Genomic DNA, 22,921 nt, shown 5'->3' on the forward strand with positions numbered 1-22,921 from the left:
CGATGGCCGTCCCTTCGGAGACCCCGCGCGACACGCTGGTGACCTTTCTGCCGCACCGGCTGAACCGCCAGCCGGTGGTCGTGCGCGGGCTGACCGCCGACGAGTTGTGGATCTGCACCGGCCTGTCGGCCGCAGCCGGATTCGCGCTCGGCCTGCCGCTGGCGTGGCTCACGCACAGCATCGCCATGGTGCCCACGCTGATCGTCGCCGGCATCGCGCTGGGCGTCTTCGTCGGCGGTGGCTTCCTGCGCGCACAGAAACGTGGCCGGCCCGACACCTGGCTGTACCGGCAGCTCCAGTGGCGGCTGGCCCTGCGGCATCCGGCGCTGGCAGCGCTCCTGAGCGGGCAGCGCCTCATCACCCGCTCGGGCTACTGGACGACCCGGCGCAACACCGATCGAGGTGCGCCATGAGCCGTTTCAAGAACGAGGTTGCGCACCTGCAGGCGCACGTGAAGACGTTGCGTCTGGGGGCCGGCGCGTTGTTCGTGGTGGCGCTGCTGCTCGGCTTCGGTTGGTGGAGTGCGCCGAAGAGTCTCACCATCCATGTGCCGCCGGACCTGCGCTCGGGCAGCACGCGCAAGTGGTGGGACGTGCCGCCCGAGAGTGTGTATGCCTTCTCGTTCTACATCTGGCAGCAGGTGCAGCGCTGGCCCACGAACGGCGAGGAAGACTACCCGCGCAACCTGCGCGCGCTGTCGGCCTACCTGACGCCGAGCTGCCGGGCCTTTCTGCAACAGGACTACGAGTACCGGCGCGCCAGTGGCGAGCTGCGTCAGCGCGTGCGCGGCATCTACGAGATTCCCGGCCGCGGCTACGGCGATGATCCGGCCACGCGCGTCAAGGTGGTTTCCGACCGCGATTGGATCGTCACGCTCGACGTGAGCGCGGACGAATACTACGGCTCCGAGCAGGTCAAGCGCGCCCTGGTGCGCTACCCCATCAAGGTCGTCCGGCTGGACATCGACCCCGAGCGCAACCCCTTCGGCCTGGCGCTGGACTGCTACGCCGGCGCGCCCCAGCGCATCGAACCGCCGCCGACGCCGACCCAGGCCGGCGCGCCCGCCAACGCCTCCGGCCACCTGCAGGGAGACTCCCCATGAAGCCCATTGCCTTGTCGGCCCTGGCCGGCGTCCTGCTGATCCTCGGTTTCGTGCCGGCCAGCCAGGCCGTGGAAATCCTGCGCTGGGAGCGGCTGCCTCTGCCGGTGCCGCTGGTGGTCGGTCAGGAGCGCGTGGTCTTCATCGACCGCAATGTGCGCGTCGGCGTGCCGGCCGGCGTCGGCGACCACCTGCGCGTGCAGAGTGCGGGCGGCGCGATCTACCTGCGGGCGAACGAGCCGATTCCGCCCACGCGGCTGCAACTGCAGGACGTGGAATCAGGCGCGCTGATCCTGCTCGACATCGCCGCCGAGCCGGCGAAGGACGGCCAGGCGCCGCTGGAGCCGGTGCGCATCGTGGAAGCGGAAGCCCCCGCGAAGCGCTACGGCGGCGGTACAGCAGGCGGCGCGGACGAGCAGGCCGATGCGCCCGCAGACAAATCCGTTCCCCGGCGCGAAACGCCGGTACCGGTCGTGCTGACGCGCTATGCCGCACAGAACCTGTACGCGCCGCTGCGCACCGTCGAGCCGGTCGCCGGCATCGGGCGCGTGAACCTGCGCCGCGGCCTCGCGCTGGACACCTTGCTGCCGACGCTGCCGGTGCACGCGCGGGCACTGGCCGCGTGGCGCCTGGAAGACCAGTGGGTGACGGCCGTGCGACTCACCAACACCGCCGCGCGTTGGCTCGACCTCGACCCGCGCGCCCTGCAGGGGAACTTTGTGGCGGCGACCTTCCAGCATCCGAACCTGGGGCCGGCCGGCACCCCATCCGACACCACGGTGCTCTACCTGGTCACGCGCGGCCACGGCCTGGCCGAGTCGCTGCTGCCGGCGCTGAGCCCGATCGACGCCACCGTGAACCTGCCGCCGGCCGCCGCGGCCGGCTCGGCCGGAGGAGCGCGCGATGAAAAGTAATCCGCTGCTCAAGTGGCTGCTGATCCCGATGGCGCTGCTGCTGGTGTTCGTCGGCATCAAACTGTTCTCCGGCGCCCCCGGCGCCCCCGGCGGCCCCGGCGGCCAGCCCGCCCCCAAGGGCGCGGCCAGTACGCTCACGCCCGAGGAGATGAAAGCCCTGGGCATCGCAGGCGACACGCCGCGCGATACCGTCGCCACGCTGGTGGCCCAGGTGAAGCAGTTGCGCACCGAGCTGCAGAGCGCGCTCGGCGACAACAAGCAGCACAAGGCCGAGAACGAGCGCCTGCGCGCGCGGGAAAGCGCGATCGACCAGCGCATCCAGAGCGCGCTGGAAGGCGAACGCGACCGCCTGGAGCAGGAGCGCAATCAGGTGGCCAGCGACAGGCAGCAGACCCAGGGGCTGCTGCAGGATCTGCAGCGGCAATTGGACGGCCTTTCCGGCAAGGGTGGCCCGTCCGACCTGCCCGTCGGGCTGGGGCTGGAAGAGGGTGACGGCAAGCGCTTCAACCGCGGCACCAGTGGCACGCAGTGGGTCGAGCCCGACGATGCCAAGGTCGACGCCAAGAACGGCAGCAAGGAGCCGAGCTTTCCCCTGAGCTTCGGGCCGGCCCAGAAAAGCCTGTCGGCCGCAGTGGAATCCGTCGCCGACGTCGGCAGCCGCGCGGTGGGCGCATCCACGAAGGCTGTCTACACCGTGCCGTCGAACTCGACGCTCATGGGGTCGATTGCCATGACGGCGCTGATCGGGCGCGTGCCGATCGATGGAACCGTCAACGACCCGTACCCGTTCAAGGTGCTGATCGGCCCGGACAACCTCACGGCCAACGGCATCGACATCCCCGACGTGGCCGGCGCCGTGGTCAGCGGCACGGCCTCGGGCGACTGGACGCTCTCGTGCGTGCGCGGGCAAATCCGCTCGGTCACGTTCGTGTTCCAGGACGGCACCATCCGCACGGTGCCGGAGGACGGTAGCAAGGGCGGCGGCAGCGGCGGCAACTCGGGTCACAACGGCGCCAGCATCCAAGGCGGCCTGGGCTGGATCAGCGACCCCTACGGCATTCCCTGCGTCAGCGGCGAGCGGCGCAGCAACGCCCAGCAGTACCTGGGCAGCCAGGCGCTCATCACCGCGGCCGGCGCCGGCGCGGCCTCGCTCATCAAGTCCGACAACGGCAGCGTGGCCGTGGTCGCCAATAGCAACGGCTCGCTGGGCACCGTCGGCATCAGCGGCAACGAAGCGATGGGCCGCATCCTCGCGGGCGGCGTGCGCGACATGGCCGATTGGGTCAACAAGCTCTATGGACAGGCCTTCGCGGCGGTCTACGTGCAGCCCGGCGCCAAGGTGGCCGTGCATCTGGAGCAGCCGCTCGACATCGACTACGACGCCAAGGGGCGTCGGGTCCACCACCGCACCGGAGAAGCCAATGCCTCGGATCTGGATTGACGCAGCCGCCGTGCTGCTGGCGGCCACCCTGCTCGGCGGCTGCGCCACCAGCAAGGAGAAGCTGCTGCCGCACGGCGACAGCACCATGCTCGACATCTGGCATCAGGAGACCGGCGGCAGCGCGGGCGGCGGCCAGGCGGCGCGGCAACTGCTCGATGCGCGCCAGGGCCTGCGCCGGCCGCTGGCCGAGGCCGATGTGCAGGCGGCGCCCGGCGTGCAGGCGCGCTACACCCGTACCGCGCAGAACGAGATTTACCGCCAGTTCCACCGCCTGCCGAACCCCGACCTGGTGATGTACGTGTTCCCGCACCTGGCGGGCACCGACCCGGTGCCGGTGCCCGGCTACAGCACGGTGTTCCCGCTCTACCAGCGCGTGCAGTACGCGATGCCGGGCGAGCGCGTGGAGGACTACTGATGGCTTGGTTGCTGCCGTGGTCACGCAAGCCCGACGCATCGCCTGCTGACGCCGTAGATGCGGCCGATGATGCCTGGGCGCGGCACCTAACGGCCCTGGCGGCACAGGGTGTCGCCGGGCCGGGCAGCGCGCTCGACCGGGGCAGGCGCAGGCCGGCCACCCAGGCCGACCACGATGCGCTCTATGGCGTCGCGCCGTCGTTCGCGGACTTGCTGCCCTGGGTCGAGTACCTGCCCGGCTCCAAGTGCATGTTGCTGGAAGATGGCCAGTCGGTGGCGGCCTTCTTCGAGCTGGCGCCGGTCGGCACCGAGGGCCGCGAGATGGCCTGGCTATGGCAGGCGCGCGATGCGCTGGAGAACGCCCTGCAGGACTCCTTCGACGAGTTGGACGACAACCCCTGGGTGGTGCAGCTCTACGCCCAGGACGAGGCCGACTGGGACAACTATCTGCGTTCACTGGCGAACTATCTGCAGCCGCGTGCGCTGGGCAGCGCGTTCAGCGACTTCTACCTGCGCTTCTTCGCCCATCACCTGCGGGCCATCGCCAAGCCGGGTGGCCTGTTCGAGGACACCACGGTGACGCGCCTGCCGTGGCGCGGCCAGGTCCGGCGCGTGCGCATGGTGGTCTACCGCCGCACGTCCGCGGCCCCGACCTCGCGGCGCGGCCAGTCGCCCGAGCAGGCGCTGACCACGATCTGCGACCGCTTGGTCGGCGGGCTGGCGAATGCCGGCGTGAAGGCTCGGCGTCTCGGCGCGGCGGACATCCACGCCTGGCTGCTGCGCTGGTTCAACCCGAATCCGACCCTGCTCGGCGCCACTGCCGAAGACCGCGAACGCTTCTACGCGCTGACCCGCTACCCGGAAGAGCGGGAGGAGGGCGAGATCGAACTCGCCAGCGGCACCGATTTCGCGCAGCGCCTGTTCTTCGGCCAGCCCCGTTCGGACGTGCCCAACGGCCTGTGGTTCTTCGACGGCATGCCGCATCGGGTAATCGTGATGGATCGCCTGCGCACGCCACCCGTGACGGGCCATCTGACGGGCGAGACGCGCAAAGGCGGCGATGCCATGAACGCGCTGTTCGACCAGATGCCCGAGGACACGATGATGTGCCTGACGCTGGTCGCCACGCCCCAGGACGTGCTGGAGGCGCACCTCAACCACCTCGCCAGGAAGGCCGTCGGCGAGACCCTGGCCTCGGAGCAGACCCGGCAGGACGTGCAGCAGGCGCGCGGCCTGATCGGCAGCGCGCACAAGCTCTACCGCGGCGCGCTGGCGTTCTACCTGCGCGGCCGCGACCTGGCCCAGCTCGATGCGCGCGGCCTTCAGCTCGTCAACGTGATGCTCAACGCCGGCCTGCAGCCGGTACGCGAAGAGGACGAGGTGGCGCCGCTGAACAGCTATCTGCGCTGGCTGCCGTGCATGTTCGATCCGGCTGCCGACAAGCGCCAGTGGTACACCCAGCTCATGTTCGCGCAACATGCGGCGAACCTGGCGCCGGTCTGGGGCCGCAGCCAGGGCACGGGGCATCCGGGCATCACGTTCTTCAACCGCGGCGGCGGTCCGATCACCTTCGATCCGTTGAACCGCCTCGACCGGCAGATGAACGCGCATCTATTCCTGTTCGGCCCCACGGGTTCGGGCAAGAGCGCGACGCTCAACAACATCCTGAACCAGGTGACGGCGATCTACCGGCCGCGCCTGTTCATCGTCGAGGCTGGCAACAGCTTCGGCCTGTTCGGCGACTTCGCGGCACGGCTGGGCCTCACCGTGCATCGGGTGAAGCTCGCGCCGGGCGCGGGCGTCAGTCTGGCCCCGTTCGCCGACGCCTGGCGCCTGGTCGATACGCCGAGCCAGGTACAGACGCTGGATGCCGATGCGCTCGACGAAGACCAGACCGATGCCGGCATGGCCGTGGAAGGCGACGAGCAGCGTGACGTGCTCGGCGAGCTGGAGATCACTGCACGACTGATGATCACCGGCGGCGAGGACAAGGAAGAAGCGCGCATGACGCGCGCCGACCGCAGCCTGATCCGCCAGTGCATTCTCGATGCGGCCCAGCATTGCGTGGCGGACAGACGCACGGTGCTCACGCGCGATGTGCGCGACGCGCTGCGCGAGCGCGCCCGCGACGCCACGCTGCCGGAGATGCGGCGCGCACGGCTGCTCGAGATGGCCGACGCCATGGATATGTTCTGCCAGGGCGTGGACGGCGAGATGTTCGACCGGTCCGGCACGCCGTGGCCCGAGGCGGACATCACCATCGTGGACCTGGCCACCTTCGCGCGCGAGGGCTACAACGCCCAACTCTCGATTGCCTACATCTCGCTCATCAACACCGTCAACAACATCGCCGAGCGCGATCAGTTCCTGGGCCGCCCGATCATCAACGTGACGGACGAAGGCCACATCATCACGAAGAACCCACTGCTCGCGCCCTACGTGGTCAAGATCACCAAGATGTGGCGCAAGCTCGGCGCCTGGTTCTGGCTCGCCACGCAGAACCTGGACGACCTGCCGAAAGCGGCCGAGCCCATGCTCAACATGATCGAGTGGTGGATCTGCCTGTCGATGCCGCCCGATGAAGTGGAGAAGATCGCGCGCTTCCGCGAACTCAACGCGTCGCAGAAGGCGCTGATGCTCTCGGCGCGCAAGGAGGCCGGCAAGTTCAGCGAGGGCGTCATCCTGTCCAAGTCGATGGAGGTGCTGTTCCGCGCCGTGCCGCCCAGCCTCTACCTGGCGATGGCGATGACCGAGCCCGAGGAGAAGGCCGAACGCTTCCAGTTGATGCAGCAGCACGGCATCAGCGAATTGGATGCCGCCTTCCGCGTGGCCGAGAAGATCGACCGTGCGCGGGGCATCGAACCCCTGGCACTGGGCACGTTCGCCTGACGGGAGCAACACGATGCGCATGCCTTCATTCGCCCGCCGTCATCCCTGGATCGGCCTGCTGATCGTGGTGACGATTGTGGTCGCCTCGTGGATGCTGCTGCGCGCGCCGCATCCGGCAACCGAGTCCATGTCCCTGGCCGCCGCCGGGTCCGAAGCGTCGAAACCGGCTGGCCCGCCCTGGCTGTATGGCCGTGCCGATGCGCGCTTCACGGTGGTCGGGTACGCCGACCTGGAGTGTCCGTACTGCCGGGCCTACTTCCCCGCGCTCAAGCGCTGGATCGACGCCCATCCCGAGGTGAACTGGCAGTGGCACCACCTGCCGCTGTCCATGCACGAGCCGGCCGCGACTGCCGAGGCACGCCTGGCCGAGTGCGCGGGCGAGACTGGCGGACATGCCACGTTCTGGCAGGCCGTGGCGTGGCTCTACTCGAACACCCGTGGCGACGGCCAGGGCCTGCCGGAGGGTCTGCGCTATCCCGACCTCACGCCAGCCATGCAGGGTTGTCTCGACAGCGAGCGCCCCGATGCCGTCATCCGTGCCCAGGCGGTGGAAGCCGCACAGCAGGGCATCGCGGCCACGCCGGCCCTGCAACTGCGCGACCGCGAGTCCGGCAAGACCCTCCTGCTGCACGGTCCCGTCGAAGGCGATGCCTTGCTGTCGGCCATCGACCTGCTCGCTGCCGGCAGCACGACCGCAGCCGAACCCGCCCATTCCCCAGACATGCCCGCCGGCGTTGCCGGTGACATGCCCAGGTAGCCATCGATCTTCAAGGCTGCGGCGCGGCTTGTCCGCGTTGATCGAAACCCGTTCGCATCGCATCCCTTGACGCGAACGGCCACCGCATCCGCGGTGGTGGATGCCCGCTCGTCACCTGTTCCATCCCCATCGTCCCCAGGAGGGTTTGCCCTCCAGGGGCAGGCGCCCTCCGATCTCATCCATTGGAGGTTCGCCATGTCTCTCGTCATCGCCGACTCCCGCCCGGAGTCGCTCACCCTGATCGCCGCCCAGCACGAAGACTGGATCATCCAGCAGGCCATCACCCTGCTGGAGAACCGCGTGTTCAAGGCCGGTCCGGCGCTGGGCAGTCCCGCCGCCGTGCGCGACTACCTGCGCCTGAAACTGGTCGCGGAGCCGAACGAAATCTTCGCCGTCGTGTTTCTCGACAACCAGCACCAGGTGCTCGCCTTTGAGCCGCTGTTCCAGGGCACGGTCGACCAGACTTCGGTGTATCCGAGGGTGGTGGTTCAGCGTGCGCTGGCGCTCAACGCTTCGGCCCTGATCCTGGCGCATCAGCACCCCTCGGGGAACACCGAGCCCTCGGCCGCTGATCGTGCGATCACCGAGCGGCTGAAGAGTGCCCTGGCCACCGTCGATGTCCGGGTGCTGGATCACTTCATCGTCGGCAAGGGCAGCCCGTACTCGTTCGCCGAAGCCGGCTTGTTGTAGCGCACTCGCTTCATCACCACGGGAGCCCTTGGCTCCCGTTTCTTTTCGCCGGTCCGCAGGAAATCGGGACTGACCGGTTTCGGTTTCTTTGTCGTTTCCCGATCTGCGTTGCGCTCGACTACGAGCCTGCATCGACTCCGCGGAGGCGCGCCATGCCGGCTCATTCCCTCAACCTTCCTGCCGCCTCGCGGCGCCCCCTGGCCGCCCGGCTGGCCGCTGGACTGTGCGCCGCGCTGCTCGGTCCCATCGCGGCGGCCGCCGATGTGCTCGTCGTCACCGACAGCCGTCATCCGGTGCAGGCCCCGGCCGGCGTGCGGGTCATCAAGCTGGACCAGGCCACGCGCATCGAGGTCGAACTCGCCGCGCACCTGCCGGCCGACCCGCAACAGGCCGCGGCCCTGGTGCGGCAGCGGTTGCATGACGGCGGCGAGGCCCTGCAGCGCCGCATCGGCCATGCCTACCAAGGCGTCGCGGATGCCTGGGGGCTGGGCATCGCCAAGATTCCCGCCGTGGTGGTCGATCGACGCTACGTGGTCTACGGCGAGCCCGACGTGCCCGGCGCCGTCGCGCGCATCAACGCCTACCGGAGCACGCAACCATGAGCCTCCTGCTGGCATCCCGGCGCCTGCGCGCCACCGTCGCCTCGCTGCTGCTGGGCGCGGCCACGTCGACGTTCGCCCTGGACACCGTCACCATCGTCTCGTCTGCGCTGTCCCCCGACTGCCTCGAATACCGCGTGGTCGGAATCTGCTACTGGCTGTACTGCACGCCCTTCGGCTGCTCGGTTCGCACCTCCGTCAAGGTGCGCCACTACGTCCCCGATGCGGTGGTGTCGAGCTACTCGAATACCGGCGAAAACCCGTGGCTGGAAGTCAGGGCGATGAGCATGCCCAACCCGAGCGCCAAGGCTGGCGGTGACGGCACGACCAACCACGACAACGAGAACAACCTCGCCAAGTTCAAGAACGCCGATGTCATCGGCCATCCGGCCGGGATGGTGTTCAGCCAGTTCGCCAGCGCCTCCGGCTACACCTGCGAAGGCGCTGGCACGGCCTTCATGCCGTATCTGCTGAGCACGCTCGACACGCTGGCCTGGCGCTACAACATCCCGGAAGCGCTCTACCCCGAAGCGCTCATCCCCGGCCGGCGCGAAATCGGTACGCGCACCGGCCTGAACCTCTGGGGCAACGTGTATCCCCGCGGTGGCTTCCTACACCAGACCGACGACCACAAGAGCGGCGCCGTGGTCGCGCAGCGCGCGGGCGACATCGTGACGCGCCGCAACCAGATTCACGTGTACCAGCCTCTGCTGGCCAACGCCCGCGACGGCTACTGGCCGGCCGGCGCGCTGATGGAGACCGACGCCTCGACGGGCAAGTGGCAGGAGCTGACGCCCACGCTCTCGAACAGTTGCGTGGTCTTCCCGCACAGCCGCACCCGCGTGCAGGCCCAGCAAGGCGACTACGCCTGGGCCTTGTGGCGGCCGTACTCCTGCTGCCGGCGCCGTGGTCAGGTCTTCCTCGGCAGCGTCGATTTCATGTGAGGAACCCACGATGAACGCCTCCCTCCCTGACTTCCTGCGCCGCGCGAAGCCGCACCTGCGGGCCACGCTGCTCGTGGCGGCCATCACGCTGGTCGTCGGCGTCGCCTGGGCGCAGACCCGCATCGACCCCAATGGCGTGAACGTCAGCGGCAGCGTGATCGGCGACGACGTGCTCTACAGCATCGGCGGCGGCAGAGCCGTGTCGATGGGGGGTGCCGGCAACATGCAGAGCATCGGCGTCGGCGTCGGCTGGAACAGCAACCTGATCTGCGGCGACATGAGCATCACCACGACGCTGCAGAACCAGCTCAACGGCATCACCAACGGCTTCCAGACGATCATGAGCAACGTGATCCAGAATGCCACCAGCGCCGTGGCCTCGCTGCCGGCCCTGATCATCCAGCGCGCCGACCCGGGGCTCTACAACCTGCTGACCAACGGCATCCTGCAGGCGCGCCTGGACTTCGACCGCTCGAAGATGACCTGCCGGGCCATCGCCAATCGGATGGCGGACATGGCCGGCGGCCAAGCCGGCTGGGACCAGCTCGCCGAGGGGATGGCGCTGCGGGATGCGGTCAGCAGCACCGATGCCGTCTCCGCCATCGAGCAGGCCGAGTCCAACAAAGGGAACAACGGCGTGCCCTGGGTCGGCGGCGGGAACGCGGGCGGCTCTGGCCAGAGTTCGATCAAGGTGGTCGGCGACGTGACGCGAGCGGGCTACAACCTGCTCAACGGGCGCAGCGTCACCGATACCTCGTCGATCGCGCGCAGCGCCTGCGGCAACCGCCTGACCTGCCAGACCTGGTCGTCGCCTGGCGCGGCCGCGGCCTTTGCGAACCGCGTGCTGGGCGAACGCGAGCAACGCACCTGCGAAAACTGCACGAAGACCCAGACCACGCCTGGCGTCGGGCTCACGCCAGTGATCCAGGAAGAGTACGAGACCAGGCTGCAGGTCCTGCAGGAGCTGGTGACGGGCGCCCGGCCGACGACGCCGACCAATCTTGACGCGGCCGGCAGCAGCTCGCTGCCGATCACCCGCGGCGTGATCGAGGCCCTGCGGGACGAACCCGACCAGGACGTGCTGGGCAAGCGCCTGGCGTCCGAGGCGGCGCTGTCCAGCGTGCTGGAGAAGGCCTTGCTCCTGCAACGCACGTTGCTGACCGGCAAGAAGGAGCCGAACGTCGCCGCCAACGAGCTGGCCGTGCGGGCGGTCGACCAGGAGAACAGCGCGCTGGAGCAGGAGATCAACAACCTCAAGACCGAGCTGGAGCTGCGGCGCACGCTGGCCGGCAACTCGGCGATGGCGATCATCCAGCGCCACAGCACCCGCGCTGCCGGTTCGCGCGGCGTCTTCGAGGGCGACACCACGCGCGACCGTCTGCGGGAGGTCCAGAAGCCGCGGAGCGGTACGCCATGAGCCGGCTGGCCTGGCTGCGACTGCCATGGCTGTTCAACCGCCGCGTCGGCGTGGCGCTGCTGTGGACCTTGCTGGTGGTGGCCGCCGCGGCGGGGGTGAACATCGCGGGCATCCACGTGGTCGGCGGCGTCGAGGACTGGCAGCACTGGCTGCAGGCGCACGCCGGCCACTTCTTCGTGTGGCGGCTGTGCCTCTACGGAGCGACGGCCTACGGCTGGTGGTGGATGCGTCGGCGCCTGTTGCGGCGGGAGCCGTCCCGCGAGACGCGTCAGCGCCTGCTGCGCACGGAGACCGCGGCCGTGATCGCCGTGGTCGCGCTGGAAGCCAGCCAACTGTTGCGGCACGGCTGAGACCGGGAGGCAGGCATGACGCTCTACACCACGGACTACCTGGAGTATTACCTGACCCTGGTGGCTTGGGTGGTCAACAACGGCATCTGGAGCATCCTCGTGGCCAGCGGCGTGTTCGCGCTGCCGTTCGTGGCCATCGTGATCCAGGAATGGCTCAAGGCCCGCAGCGAAGGCGCGGACGAAGGCAACAAGGGCGTGCTGTCGTCGATGCGCATCGAGAACCGGGTGTGGGTGGCGATCGTGGTCATCATGTTCGCCGGCATCCCGTTCATCCCGGTGGATCTCGCCACGATCAAGTTCGACACCACGCGCTCCGCGCAATGCCAGGTCAGCGTCCCGCTGCCCAACGACACGGGCTGGGCCAACGTCTACACCACGCTCGACAACCAGAGCGCGCTGGTGCCGGTGTGGTGGTTCTTCATGCACGCCATCTCGAAGGCGGTCACCGGCGCCGCCGTGGCGGCGATTCCCTGTGGCACGGACCTGCGTCAGATTCGCATGGATGTGGATGCCTCGCGCATCGATGATCCGGTGCTGGCACAGGAGGTCGCCGACTTCACGCACGACTGCTACGGGCCATCGCGCGCCAAGCTGTTCATGAACCGGCCGACGCTCTCCGACGAGCAGATGAACGACGTCACCTGGATCGGGTCGAGTTACTTCCTCGACACGCCCGGCTTCTATGACACCTATCGCTCCAAGACCCCACGCACGGCCTGGCCCTACGACGCGACCCGCGATGCAGGGCTGGCACAGGTGGACAGCGGCGGCGGCTATCCGTCCTGCCGGCAGTGGTGGGCCGATGGCGGCCAGGGACTGCACAGCCGGCTGCTGGCACAGGTCGACCCGGACTTGCTGACCCGCATCGGGCGCTGGGCGGGCTTCCTGTCGCAGAGCGAGGTCAATGACTCGGTGATCCGCGCCGTGGTCTCACCGCGGCAGCAGAAGATGAACCAGGGCGCCGTCTACACCGACTACGGCGGCCAGATCGACAAGACGCTGCCGAACATCGTCACGCGCGGCGCGGGCGACCTGGGGCTGACCGTCGGCTCGCTGGCCTTCTTTCCCGCGATGGACGTGGTGCGCCAGGCGTTGCCGATGGTGCTGACGATGCTCAAGATGGCGCTCGTCATCTGCATCCCGCTGGTGCTGCTGATCGGCACCTACGACCTGAAGACGGTGATGACGGTGAGCTGCGTCCAGTTCGCGCTGTTCTTCGTGGACTTCTGGTTCCAGCTCGCGCGCTGGATCGACAGCACGATCCTGGACGCGCTCTACGGCTGGGGGTTTGGCGCGGACAGGCCGCACGCCAACTTCGACCCATTGATCGGCCTGAACAATGCGTTCGGTGACATGCTGCTGAACTTCGTCATGGCAACGATGTTCCTCGTACTGCCGAGCTTGTGGGTTACCGCACTGGGCTGGGTAGGGGTTCGTGCTGGCGGCATGCTTCAAGGTTTGGCAAACGGGACCAGGGACGCAGGGCAAGCAGGTGGCAAGGGATCGAATCTATTGATCAGTGCTGCCAAAAAGTAGCTTGCCGTACATCAGTCGTCTTCAAACCGCGGGTCTGGATCGTCGTTGTGCATCGTTGGGTGATAGAACAGACCTTCGCGGTGATCGCGCTCCTCTGCCTCGCGACCGAGAAAATCGGAATCGCTTTCCGTGTTGTCTTGCCTTGCGATCCAAGCCGCAGCCAAGATGCCCCCGATCAGCAACGCCAGCCAGAACGCGACGTAGAGCAGTATCCCGAGCGCCGTGAGCTTGATTACCGCGAGAACGACCTTGGCAACGTTCGGCGTCCATCCTTGAGCCACCAGCCATCCATTCGCCCGCCGATCCAAACGCACGCAACCTCGCCATGCCTGACCCAACATCCGGCCCAGGCGCTCCGCGAAAGTTGTATGTACAACGGGTTTCATGATGATTACCAAGGGTTATGCCAAAAGGGTCCGAAGGTTGCCGCGAATGACGTCCGCCATTTCGGCCGCTTGTATACCGCGCAACCGGCTCAGAGCTTCCACCACGATTGCCACATCGACCGGTTGCGAGGGTCGCTTGCCGGTGCGGGTGAAGGGCCCATCTGTCTCAGTCAATATCCGATCCAAGGGGATGGTCTGAACCATCGCGACGTGCCTCTCTTTGTCCAGCATTCCCGCATTGATCGAGAAGTAGCAACCCAGCTCCAACGCTCGCTTCGCCTCGCTTTTCGTTCCCGTGAACCAGTGGAGAACGATCTTGCCACGTTCCGGCGGCAGGTGCGCCTCGACAAGATCGAGCACCGCCTTGGCCGATCTAATGCTGTGGGTCGTGATGATCTTGCCACCCGCCTCAGCGCAACGTTGCAACACGTGCTGAAACACGCGCTTCTGGGCATCGAGCGACTTGAAGAACCGAGGACCGGCGTCCAACCCGACCTCGCCGACATAGCGAGTCTCTGAAAGATACCGGTCCCATAGCTCGATTTCTTTCTCGCGCTCTGCGACCAACTGGGGGTGCAGCCCGAGCGCCGCTCGAACATGCTTCGTGCACTGTGCGAGTTCGTGATTGCGAGGCCAGGCGCGAGGTGTCGTCGTCACCGCAAGCGTGAACACCCCGGCCGCGTCCGCGTTCCGAACAGCCACGGCATGGTCCGGATAAAGGTCCAAGTGGCAGTGAAAGTCCACGAGACCGGTTGTTGCGATCATGCGCGCGCCCTAGTCAACTCGGCCGCGCCTCGACGCCATCGATGAGCCGGGCGACTTCATCAAGGCCGCGCCGGTAGACATCGGCGAGTTCATCGAGGTGCGCGGCTTCGTCAGCAAGCGAGCCGGGTTTATGGATCAAGAGGTTCGCAAGCTGCGGTCGCCCTTTCAAGCGCTCGATTGCGTACTGAAACGACCTGACCTGCTTTCCGGGCGACTCGCGCGTGTCCAGTGGCTGCGCGCGGAGGTCCGGCACGGTGTACGTAGTCGCATCGTTTCCGTTGCCCCATGCCGTCATCAGCGCCGCACGGCGAATCAGGCACGGCAAGCAATACCCGCAGTGCTCGATTCCGAGTCCCTGCCACCGACCCTTGGTGGGGGAGGAACACGACAGAGAGTCCGTCGCCAACTTCTTCAAGAGTGCTGGGTTGCGACAGCCCGCGACCATCTCCCCTTTCGTTTTGTCCCAATAGGGGTTCAGGATCTCCCCGTCTATGCCGAGTGAGCCGAGCAGGTCGTTCCACCTTGCCATGTAGTACGGATGCGTCGTGCGGGTACTGTTCGAGCCCAGCCGCAGTGGGTCCAGCGGCACATTCAGAGCGATCAGCCCGTTCTCGGGAACCCGCAACGTGAAGCGTCGTCCTAGTCCAGTACCAGCGAACACCCCGAGCGCGAGGAACAGGAACGATCTTCCCCGCGTGCTGTTCTCCGAGCCGACTCCTTCCACGAGGCCATCGTCGAAGGTCATTCCGACGCGTAGCCGCTCGAAGGATGACCTGTCGTAGTGCTTCTTCAAGCCCGTAAGCAACTTGCCCTGCGCGTCGCTGGTGGCGCCTTCACCGAAGTGACTGACCAGCAATGGGGTCGCGCCGTCCTCCAAGAGGTCTATGGCGCCGATAAGGCTGTCCAGCCCGCCCGAAAAGAGGCTCAGGGAGTCGAAGGGTGGACAGATAAGACTCGGGGGCGCCTCCTCAGCAATCGTCGCGAACCGAGCCGGACGCGCCCTGAACCCGATCGTCCATCGATCTCCCGTCAAGAAATCCAGCGACTTCTTCAGCATCGCTGTCGCAGTTCCCCAACGAACCGGATCACTGACCGGAACAACCAGACGAATCTCGCGCGTCCAGGAGTCTTGCGATTGCTCAGCTCGCGAGATGCGCGTGTCCGCGGCATGCACGTGAGCAGCCAGCACTAGCAGGTCGATGCCAATCTCCGAGGGAAAGACGCCGATCTTCTTCAAGCTGGTTAGCGCACCACCGATGCCATGGTCCAGGGACTTCTCGCCAGCGGCGAGTTGCAAGTAGGTCCTCTGTTCATCCACACCGACCGGAACGTCAACGTGGTCATCGGGGCCGAAGCGCCCCGCCAAGAGTTGTCGCTTCATTGGTTGGCCTCCGCATCCCCCAGGGCCTGCAGGATCGCAAACGCGGACTCGTACACGGTGTCGACGAAGGTTTGAATGCGTTCGGGCGTGAGATTCGGTGACTCCGCCCGGGCCCGGGTCAGCGCGTCGCTCACCCCGCCCCGAATGAAGTCACGCAACTGCTGTTCGACGCGGTGTGCCGCTTGGGCGTCCACCGGCATGGTCACGGCCTTGGTGCCGATGTCATTGCAGATCCGCGCTTCGATCGCATGCGTGGCGTACAGCTCGAAGACCGTTTGCATCTGATCCGGCGTGAAAGTGGTCAGGTCAGTCAACCCTTCGCTGGCCAGTTCAACGACGGTTTCGATGTAAGCCTCACGGGCGACGCCTTCATCGACGGTGCCTGCGCCTGGGCAGATGTAGTCGGCCAGGCCCACGAAAATCTCGGTGATCGGGCGACCTGCCAGGGACTCCAAGTCGAGCGCGCGCAAGGCCTCGCGCACCCCCCGCGCCTGCGCGTCAACCAGGAAGCCGAGAAGGCGCGCGCCGGCACTGCGAGAGGCTCCCATTCGCTGGGCTGCCTGCCGGGCACCGCCGGCGGATGTGGAGACGTATCTTGAAACGGCCCGGCCAAGGTTGGCCCTGTCAGTGCCGCCGGAACCGGCAAATCGCGTGAAGCAATTGCGGGCGCCGGAGAAACGCTGCGGGTCTGCCGTTCTTGGAATTGGCAGGTGATTTGGCGGCACAGGCGGCGCGCCGCCGTCGGCCGGTGGCTGGCCGTCCGGTCCAGCTCCCGTGCCTGCAGGAGCAGCGGGAGCGTCACCGCCATCAGCGCCGCCGAGCCATGATGGAACAAGCGGAGTGCCGCCGCCAGGGCCACCGTAAGCTGTCGAAGTGCCCATCAGCGTCCTCCCTTTACGTCCTTGAGGGCCGCTTCGGCGCTTGCTTTGAGGCCGGGGTTATTGGCGACCTTGCTCCACTCGCCCAGCAGCTTTGTCAGACGAGCGGCGCATTCGGCATCTTTGATGACACCCTGCCAGCCGCTGACAGCCCATGGGCCACACTTGCCACTTGGCAATGCTTCCAAGAAGTCCATCAACCGGCCCTGCAAGCCAGGTTGCGCCTTCACGAGGACGACAAGTCCATCAACACCCGCGGGCTTGGTGTCGAAGGTGCCCGTGCTCATGATCTTGGTGCGCACGGCCTCGAACACCTTCTCCGCTTCGGGCTGCACGAGCTGCTTCAACTCGGCCTCATAGCCCTGGACGGTCATCTTGCCGCTGAACAGCTTCTCCACCACGCCGGCCAAGTGACCCAGCACGGACACCGGGCCGAAGTAGTCCTTCTTGTCCTTTGTCACGAACAAGTAGGGGCGTAGATCGAGACCCGAGAGTTTGGGTGACAGGCGCGCCCAGTCGCACACCGTCTCTGACGACCGCCATTCAGTCAACACGGCGTTGTCAAGCGCGGGCCCTGGCTCGCCGGCTCTCTGTCCCTTCCGCTCGCCGCCCTGCGATTCCTTACCGTCGGCCGTCGCCAGCCCCTTTTCAAGTGTTTCGAGGTCCTCGCATAGCCCCTGCGGGTGGACCGCGGCGACAAACGCGATCTGCTCGAACAGCCTCGGGATGAAGCGCTCAGTGAGCATGAGCTTCGCGAGCACGGGCAGTTTGATATCGTCCCCGAATCCGCGCGCGGCCGCAGTACGCTCACGCAGCAGCAGCGTGTTGAGGAAGCGTTTGATCTGACGCGGGTTGCCCTTCGTACCGCTCGCCAGGATGGGGCCAATCTGGTCACTGAGGGCAAGTGCGTTGTTCGCCTTCTCGGCTTGCTTGCTGAGCGCCGTCTTGACGGTCGCCGCATCCAAACCGCCGCTGGTCCAAGGACGCTTCAGCTTCTCACGCGCCACGCCAATCAAGTTCGCATAGTCGGCGTCGTTTTCACCGATTTCGGCGCCGGCCAGCAGCAGCGTGACGTAAATCCGTGTCTCGGTCTCGCCCAGCGCCGGGATACGGAATGGGACCTGGATGAGCTTTTCGAGGTAGTTGCGTGCGTAGTCCCGCGGTCCGGTGCTGTCCGGCAGATCGGGAAAGTGCTTGCGCACCGCATACTCGATCATCGCCTCGTCGGCCGCGACGACGAACGCCGTCCGGGCGGTGAACACGAACAACCGGATCGCTTCGAGCGTTTCGATGGCGGTGTCTGGCAAGCAGCGGTCGAGGTCATCGATCAGGACGATGAGCTGTTTGATCCCCGCGTCCTTCAGGAGCTGGTCGAAGGCCATGCGGAACGCTTCCACTTCCTCGGGCACATTCTTTGTCTCGCCCGGCTTCAGCACGGCCTTCACCTCGTCGATCGCCGTCGAGAGGTTTTCTTTCGTGGCGAGCTTGGCAGGATCCGCCATCACCGCTTCGAGCGAGCCGACGATAGCTCCGATTTGATCGGGTGTCGGAATGCCTGTGAACGCGGTCAGGGCGAGGCCGCCGGCTCTCTTCGCCACCTTTAGCCAGTCGATGCGCCGGAAGACATCCTTGACCGCGGCCGCGGCCTTGTTCAGGGCCGGACGCTTCTCGACCAAGCCCGTGACTATCCCCTCGATCAGGGCGATCTTGGCATCCTCGAAGCCTTGAAAGCGCCATCCGTTGAACTTGAGGCACAGGACTTCGTCCTTGTCGGCGAACCCCGCCTCGATCATTTCGAGCACGCTGGACTTGCCCGCACCCCAGTCGCCATGCACGCCGATCGTCACCGGATGGTCGGGCCTGGCGCGAAGCAACTCGATGATCGTGGTCGCGATGGCCTCGTTGTTCAGCAGGTCGACCCGGGTTTCGTTGTCGGTCAGAATCATCGGCGTTGATCTCCCCCTGGCAGTTCGTTTGGCAAGTTCAAGAGTACGGAGCGGATAGCTGCGGACACCGCATCACGCGGCCCATGCAGCCTGAGACCGAGGGTCAATTCAACTTGCACACCAAGACCGCGCCGTCCCCGATTGCAAATGTTGTTCGGATCCGTTGCCGGGAACGAGTGTCCCTTCAGATCGACTTCCACACCAAGCCGAGCAATGGCTTGTCCGATGGATATCTTCAATGAGTCGTCAAGGCCGCCCATCAGGACGCGCTGTGCCTTGCCGCCGCAGCCGTGGATCGCGACCACGTGGTCGCAGGCGGATAGCAGTGCCAGGCAGCGCGGTTCATCAAATTTGTGGCTGGTCAGATGAAGTGCAGCGTAGTTGCCAGCCTGACGAATTCCTTCGAACAGATAGAGATTGGTGTCCGTGCCAGCGACCGCTCGCGCGATGTCCGACGTGAACTGCTCAATACCTCCGCCATGCGGTGCGATGACGGCGATGGATGATCCGGCGAACGGGCGTACATGCACCCTGTAGTCCGTTCCTTCGGCTTGCGCGCTGGCTAAGTCGGCATAGCCGCCATATCCATCGGCAAGGCTACTCATCGCGCCCCTCGACTGGGAGCGCCGGTCCTTGGAGCGATGCCAGCAAGATTGGGCACAGCGGCTCAGGCATCAGGCCACCGTTCGAAGGATACGGCTGGCCGAGCCGGGTTGGCTTGGGTCGCAGGGCGATTAGATTTTTCATTGAAAATCAAACCTTATGCTACTTTCTCTGCGCGTTCTAGCGATGACTCTAGGGCTGATTGGATTCCGTGCTATCTTTATAACATGGATGGAAATTCTAGGCACCAAGTAATCAAGGGGCTGCAGGCGGGACTCCCCCGCGGGGCGCCGTTCGACCTTGCCACCCTGAGCCAGTTCGGGGTGTCGCCCCAGCTCGCCGCCCACTATGCCGACGGCGGGTGGCTCGTGCGCCTGGCCCATGGCGTCTATGCCTTCCCGAACGATGAATTTGGGGTCTACGGTGCGCTGAAGTTCCTGCAGCAGCGCGTGCCCGGCCTGCACGTCGGCGGCAAGAGCGCCCTGGCCCTGCAGGGCGTGCGGCACAACCTGGGTAGCCGGGAGACGCTGGTGCTGTGGGGCGACGGTCGTTTCGCGTTGCCGGCCTGGTTCACCTCGCGCTTTCCGGCCCGCTACGTACACGCCCGTCTGTTCGACTGGCCGGACGCGACGCTGGCCGGCAGGACCCTGACCACGCCGCCTGGCCTCCCCGACGAGCTGCGGGTGGCAGCCTCCGAGCGTGCCGTTCTGGAGCTGCTTTACGAGGCCGGTGTCAAGCAGAGCCTCGAAGAGGCCCGCAACATCTTTGATGGACTGCGCTCCCCCCGCAAGGACTTGCTCGGGCAACTGCTGTCCTGCTGCGTCAGCGTGAAGGCCGTGCGCCTGTTCCTCACCTGGGCGCGCGAAACCCGCCTCGTGGATGTCGATGCCCTGCTCGAGCAGTATCCGGTTCGCACCGGCAGCAACGCGCGCTGGATGAGCCGGCTCGATGACGGCACCTTGCTGAGCCTGAAACCCCATGGATAAGACCTACGCGGACACCGTTCGCCTGCTGCTGGCCGTCGCGCCCGACGTGTTCGCCAACGATATCTTCGCCATGAAGGGTGGCACGGCCATCAACCTCTTCGTGCGGGACATGCCGCGCCTGTCGGTGGACATCGACGTGGTGTACCTCCCGTGGCAGACGCCGCGCGACGAAGCGCTGCAAGCCATCAACCAGGAGCTGGCCGCCATCGCCATGCGCGTTGCACCACTGGGCGTGCAGACACGCCTGGTTCGCGCCAAGGACCTGGGAGACACCAAGCTGATCGTCGAGAACGACGCCAGCCAGGTGAAGATCGAGGTCAACGTCGTGTTCCGAGGCAGCGTGCTGCCCGTCGAGCGGCGGCCGCTGAGCGCCAGCAAGCTGGTGGCCGCGCTGGATCGGCAGCACCCGCGCGACCTATTCGACGTGTGGCAGCTCTTTGAGTCGGGCGACATCAGCGACGGCATGGTCGAGTGCTTCGTGATCTATCTGGCGGGCCACAACCGGCCGCCCCACGAAGTGCTGTTCGGCAACGACAAGGACATCGCCGGCGAGTACGAGCGGGCCTTTGTCGGGATGACCGAAGTGGGCTGCTCCCTGGAGGTGCTGCTCGATGCTCGCGCCAGGCTGCGGCGCGAGTTGCCACAGCGACTGAGCACTGCGCACAAGCAGTTTCTGAGCGGGCTGGCGCGCGCAGAACCGGACTGGTCGCTGGTGCAGTGCCAGCACGCCGCGCAACTGCCGGCACTGCGCTGGAAGCTCGCCAATCTCGAAACCTTCCGCAAGCGCCGTCCCGACGACTTCGCAGCGCAATCCGCCGCCCTCGACACCGGCTTGGGCCAGAGCTGACGAGCGTCCCGCAGCGCCCCACTTGCCGGGATTGCCCCATGCCGCATTCATCGTGGCGCCTGCGCAGCAGCGGCCCTATACCCAAAGGCTTCCGACAAAGGCCAAAGGGCTGGGAAGGGGCAAAGGAAGGGCCCCAAGGGGAAAGGCCCTATCCTGAAAAGGCCAAAAAGGCGCCCTCGAGCAGCCCTCCATCCGGGGTTCGCGATGCTCTCGCTGTTCCAGCGCAAACGGGTGCCACCCACCACCGGCACACCGCCCACATCCGCCATCGAAGCTCCGAAAGGGTTGATGCGGCCGGAGTCGGCCGCATCGCTGCTGGCCACGCCGCGTCGGCAGAAACTGCTGGAACACATCTGGCAGCGTACATCGCTCTCGCGCCGACAATTCGCCACGCTCTACCTCGCCCCACTTGAGCGCTACGCCGAGCTTGTCCAGCAGTTCCCGGCTTCCGAGAACCACCACCACGCCTATCCGGGCGGCATGCTGGATCATGGCCTGGAGATCGTCGCCTATGCGTTGAAATTGCGGCAGTCGTACCTGCTGCCTGCCGGCGTCACGCCCGAGGCACAGGCGGCCCAGGCCGAAGCCTGGACCGCAGGCACGGCCTACGCGGCCCTGCTGCACGACATCGGCAAGATTGCAGTCGATCTGCACGTCGAGCACGCTGACGGCAGCATCTGGCATCCCTGGCACGGCCCGTTGCGAAAGCCGTACCGCTTCCGTTACCGAAAGGAGCGTGAGTACCGCCTGCACAGCGCCGCCACAGGGCTGCTCTACGCACACCTCCTCGATCGGGACATCTTCGACTGGCTCAGCGGCTATCCCGACCTCTGGGCCGCGCTGCTGTACGTGCTGGCCGGTCAGTACGAGCACGCTGGCACGCTCGGCGAACTGGTCGTGCAGGCCGACCAGGCATCGGTCGCCCAGGAACTCGGCGGCGATCCCAGCAAGGCGCTGACGGCGCCCCGGCATGCGCTGCAACGCAAACTGCTCGACGGCTTGCGCTACCTGCTCAAGGAAGAGCTCAAGTTGAACCATGGGGGGCCGGCGGACGGCTGGCTGACCCAGGACGCGCTGTGGCTGGTGAGCAAGACCGTCTCCGACAAGCTGCGCGCGCATCTGCTGTCGCAGGGCGTCGACGGTATCCCGGCGAACAATACGGCGGTCTTCAATGTGCTGCAGGATCATGGCATCGTGCAGCCGACCCCGGATGGCAAGGCGATCTGGAAGGCTGCTGTCACCAGCGACACCGGCTGGTCGCACGCCTTCACCTTCCTGAAACTCTCGCCGGCGGTAATCTGGGATGCCGCCGACCGGCCGGCGCCGTTCGCAGGCCGTGTGCAGGTCGAAGAGGAACAAGCGGAGCCGACGCCGCAGGCGCCGGCGGTGCCCGATGGGCCGCGCGCGGAAGGCATCGAAGCTGCATCCGCGAGCACGACGCCGATCGCATCCGCAGCCATGGACACCGGCGTGGCCGCGCTGCTCGACCTGCTGGGCGACACCGCTCCACCCCCGGCACCGGAGATCCCGAGTTCCCCTGTTGCCGAGCCCGAGCCGGCCCCTTCGACCGTGCCCCCGCCGCAGATGGGCCTCGCGCCTGCCCAGGATCGCGCGGAGCCCTCCGGGGCGCACTTCATGGCCTGGCTGCGTCAGAGCATCCAGACGCGCAAGCTCATCATCAACGACGCCAAGGCCCTGGTGCATACCGTCGCCGGTACGACCTACCTCGTCAGCCCCGGCGTGTTCCAGCGCTACGCGCAGGAGTACCTTCAAGTCGCCGCGCTGGCCAAGCAGGAGAAGCTGGAGGGGTGGCAGTGGGTGCAGAAGCGCTTCGAGAAGTTGGGACAGCACCGCAAGCAGCCGAGCGGGCTGAACATCTGGACCTGCGAAGTCACGGGGCCGCGCAAGTCGCGCCGGCTGCACGGCTACCTGCTCGCCAGCCCGGAGGCGCTGTTCCGGGAAGCGCCGCCAGACAACCCATACCTGCGGCTCCTCAACGAGGCCGCAAAGCGCGAAGATTCAGCCCTTGGGACCAAGGACGACGATCAGGCGTAGGCATGCGACCGCTGTGCGGGCCGG

General features: G+C 66.6%; 22 protein-coding genes. 16 read left to right on the forward strand and 6 right to left on the reverse strand.

Annotated elements, in window-relative coordinates:
• The first annotated feature begins 2 nt into the window (after positions 1–2).
• The 13 genes from B9N43_RS09775 to B9N43_RS09835 all read left to right on the forward strand — a co-directional run bounded on the left by B9N43_RS09775 (position 3) and on the right by B9N43_RS09835 (position 13,050).
• Positions 3–413, forward strand: a complete 411-nt coding sequence (locus B9N43_RS09775; protein WP_145842031.1) for a TIGR03750 family conjugal transfer protein — start codon at positions 3–5, stop codon at positions 411–413.
• On the forward strand, positions 410–1,102 hold the full coding sequence (locus B9N43_RS09780) for a PFL_4703 family integrating conjugative element protein (RefSeq protein ID WP_023085008.1): 693 nt from the start codon (positions 410–412) through the stop codon (positions 1,100–1,102). Before B9N43_RS09775 ends, B9N43_RS09780 begins: the two co-directional genes overlap by 4 nt.
• Positions 1,099–2,013 (forward strand): TIGR03749 family integrating conjugative element protein, encoded by a 915-nt coding sequence (locus tag B9N43_RS09785; protein ID WP_145842032.1) that lies wholly within the window; start codon positions 1,099–1,101, stop codon positions 2,011–2,013. Before B9N43_RS09780 ends, B9N43_RS09785 begins: the two co-directional genes overlap by 4 nt.
• Complete coding sequence (locus B9N43_RS09790) at positions 2,003–3,454, forward strand: TIGR03752 family integrating conjugative element protein (RefSeq protein ID WP_145842033.1); 1,452 nt, start codon at positions 2,003–2,005, stop codon at positions 3,452–3,454. The genes B9N43_RS09785 and B9N43_RS09790 overlap by 11 nt, the downstream gene beginning before the upstream one ends.
• Entirely contained in the window at positions 3,435–3,869 is a 435-nt protein-coding gene (locus B9N43_RS09795; RefSeq protein WP_024537172.1) for a TIGR03751 family conjugal transfer lipoprotein, read from the forward strand. The genes B9N43_RS09790 and B9N43_RS09795 overlap by 20 nt, the downstream gene beginning before the upstream one ends.
• Positions 3,869–6,757 carry a conjugative transfer ATPase gene (locus tag B9N43_RS09800; protein WP_145842034.1) on the forward strand — a complete coding sequence of 963 codons (2,889 nt, stop codon included), beginning with the start codon at positions 3,869–3,871 and terminating at the stop codon, positions 6,755–6,757. The genes B9N43_RS09795 and B9N43_RS09800 overlap by 1 nt, the downstream gene beginning before the upstream one ends.
• Positions 6,758–6,770: 13 nt before the next feature.
• Positions 6,771–7,514 carry a thioredoxin domain-containing protein gene (locus B9N43_RS09805; protein WP_004254897.1) on the forward strand — a complete coding sequence of 248 codons (744 nt, stop codon included), beginning with the start codon at positions 6,771–6,773 and terminating at the stop codon, positions 7,512–7,514.
• Between the two features lie 195 nt (positions 7,515–7,709).
• Positions 7,710–8,204, forward strand: coding sequence for a RadC family protein (gene radC, locus B9N43_RS09810; protein ID WP_012584731.1), 495 nt, complete (start codon positions 7,710–7,712; stop codon positions 8,202–8,204).
• A gap of 152 nt (positions 8,205–8,356) precedes the next feature.
• Positions 8,357–8,806 (forward strand): TIGR03757 family integrating conjugative element protein, encoded by a 450-nt coding sequence (locus B9N43_RS09815; RefSeq protein ID WP_145842035.1) that lies wholly within the window; start codon positions 8,357–8,359, stop codon positions 8,804–8,806.
• The gene (locus tag B9N43_RS09820; protein WP_145842036.1) at positions 8,803–9,747 is read left to right on the forward strand and encodes a TIGR03756 family integrating conjugative element protein; all 945 of its coding nucleotides are present in this window, start codon (positions 8,803–8,805) and stop codon (positions 9,745–9,747) included. Before B9N43_RS09815 ends, B9N43_RS09820 begins: the two co-directional genes overlap by 4 nt.
• Positions 9,748–9,757: 10 nt before the next feature.
• Positions 9,758–11,164: an integrating conjugative element protein gene (locus tag B9N43_RS09825; protein WP_145842037.1), complete on the forward strand. Its 1,407-nt coding sequence runs from the start codon at positions 9,758–9,760 to the stop codon at positions 11,162–11,164.
• The gene (locus B9N43_RS09830; RefSeq protein ID WP_145842038.1) at positions 11,161–11,514 is read left to right on the forward strand and encodes a hypothetical protein; all 354 of its coding nucleotides are present in this window, start codon (positions 11,161–11,163) and stop codon (positions 11,512–11,514) included. The genes B9N43_RS09825 and B9N43_RS09830 overlap by 4 nt, the downstream gene beginning before the upstream one ends.
• A gap of 15 nt (positions 11,515–11,529) precedes the next feature.
• Positions 11,530–13,050, forward strand: a complete 1,521-nt coding sequence (locus B9N43_RS09835; RefSeq protein WP_145842039.1) for a conjugal transfer protein TraG N-terminal domain-containing protein — start codon at positions 11,530–11,532, stop codon at positions 13,048–13,050.
• 11 nt (positions 13,051–13,061) lie between these two features.
• Here the strand turns inward: B9N43_RS09835 and B9N43_RS09840 are convergent, their stop codons facing one another.
• The 6 genes from B9N43_RS09840 to B9N43_RS09865 are packed head-to-tail and all read right to left on the reverse strand — an operon-like array spanning position 13,062 to position 19,011.
• Entirely contained in the window at positions 13,062–13,436 is a 375-nt protein-coding gene (locus B9N43_RS09840; protein WP_145842040.1) for a DUF3742 family protein, read from the reverse strand.
• Positions 13,437–13,451: 15 nt separating this feature from the next.
• Entirely contained in the window at positions 13,452–14,201 is a 750-nt protein-coding gene (qatD, locus tag B9N43_RS09845; RefSeq protein WP_012584725.1) for a Qat anti-phage system TatD family nuclease QatD, read from the reverse strand.
• A gap of 13 nt (positions 14,202–14,214) precedes the next feature.
• Positions 14,215–15,582: a Qat anti-phage system QueC-like protein QatC gene (qatC, locus tag B9N43_RS09850; RefSeq protein ID WP_012584724.1), complete on the reverse strand. Its 1,368-nt coding sequence runs from the start codon at positions 15,580–15,582 to the stop codon at positions 14,215–14,217.
• A complete protein-coding gene (gene qatB, locus B9N43_RS17685) occupies positions 15,579–16,463 on the reverse strand; it encodes a Qat anti-phage system associated protein QatB (RefSeq protein WP_012584723.1) in 885 nt (294 codons plus the stop codon). Before qatB ends, qatC begins: the two co-directional genes overlap by 4 nt.
• Entirely contained in the window at positions 16,463–18,406 is a 1,944-nt protein-coding gene (gene qatA / locus B9N43_RS09860) for a Qat anti-phage system ATPase QatA (protein WP_145842041.1), read from the reverse strand. Before qatA ends, qatB begins: the two co-directional genes overlap by 1 nt.
• Positions 18,403–19,011, reverse strand: coding sequence for a poly-gamma-glutamate hydrolase family protein (locus B9N43_RS09865; protein ID WP_012584721.1), 609 nt, complete (start codon positions 19,009–19,011; stop codon positions 18,403–18,405). The genes qatA and B9N43_RS09865 overlap by 4 nt, the downstream gene beginning before the upstream one ends.
• 225 nt (positions 19,012–19,236) lie before the next feature.
• Between B9N43_RS09865 and B9N43_RS09870 the strand changes: the two genes are divergently transcribed.
• The 3 genes from B9N43_RS09870 (at position 19,237) to mobH (ending at position 22,897) form a co-directional block, all read left to right on the forward strand.
• Complete coding sequence (locus B9N43_RS09870; RefSeq protein ID WP_012584720.1) at positions 19,237–19,995, forward strand: type IV toxin-antitoxin system AbiEi family antitoxin domain-containing protein; 759 nt, start codon at positions 19,237–19,239, stop codon at positions 19,993–19,995.
• Positions 19,988–20,842: a nucleotidyl transferase AbiEii/AbiGii toxin family protein gene (locus B9N43_RS09875; RefSeq protein ID WP_145842042.1), complete on the forward strand. Its 855-nt coding sequence runs from the start codon at positions 19,988–19,990 to the stop codon at positions 20,840–20,842. Before B9N43_RS09870 ends, B9N43_RS09875 begins: the two co-directional genes overlap by 8 nt.
• Before the next feature lie 204 nt (positions 20,843–21,046).
• Complete coding sequence (gene mobH, locus B9N43_RS09880; protein WP_145842043.1) at positions 21,047–22,897, forward strand: MobH family relaxase; 1,851 nt, start codon at positions 21,047–21,049, stop codon at positions 22,895–22,897.
• Positions 22,898–22,921: the final 24 nt, after the last annotated feature.

Source organism: Denitratisoma sp. DHT3 (assembly GCF_007833355.1).
GTDB lineage: Bacteria > Pseudomonadota > Gammaproteobacteria > Burkholderiales > Rhodocyclaceae > Denitratisoma.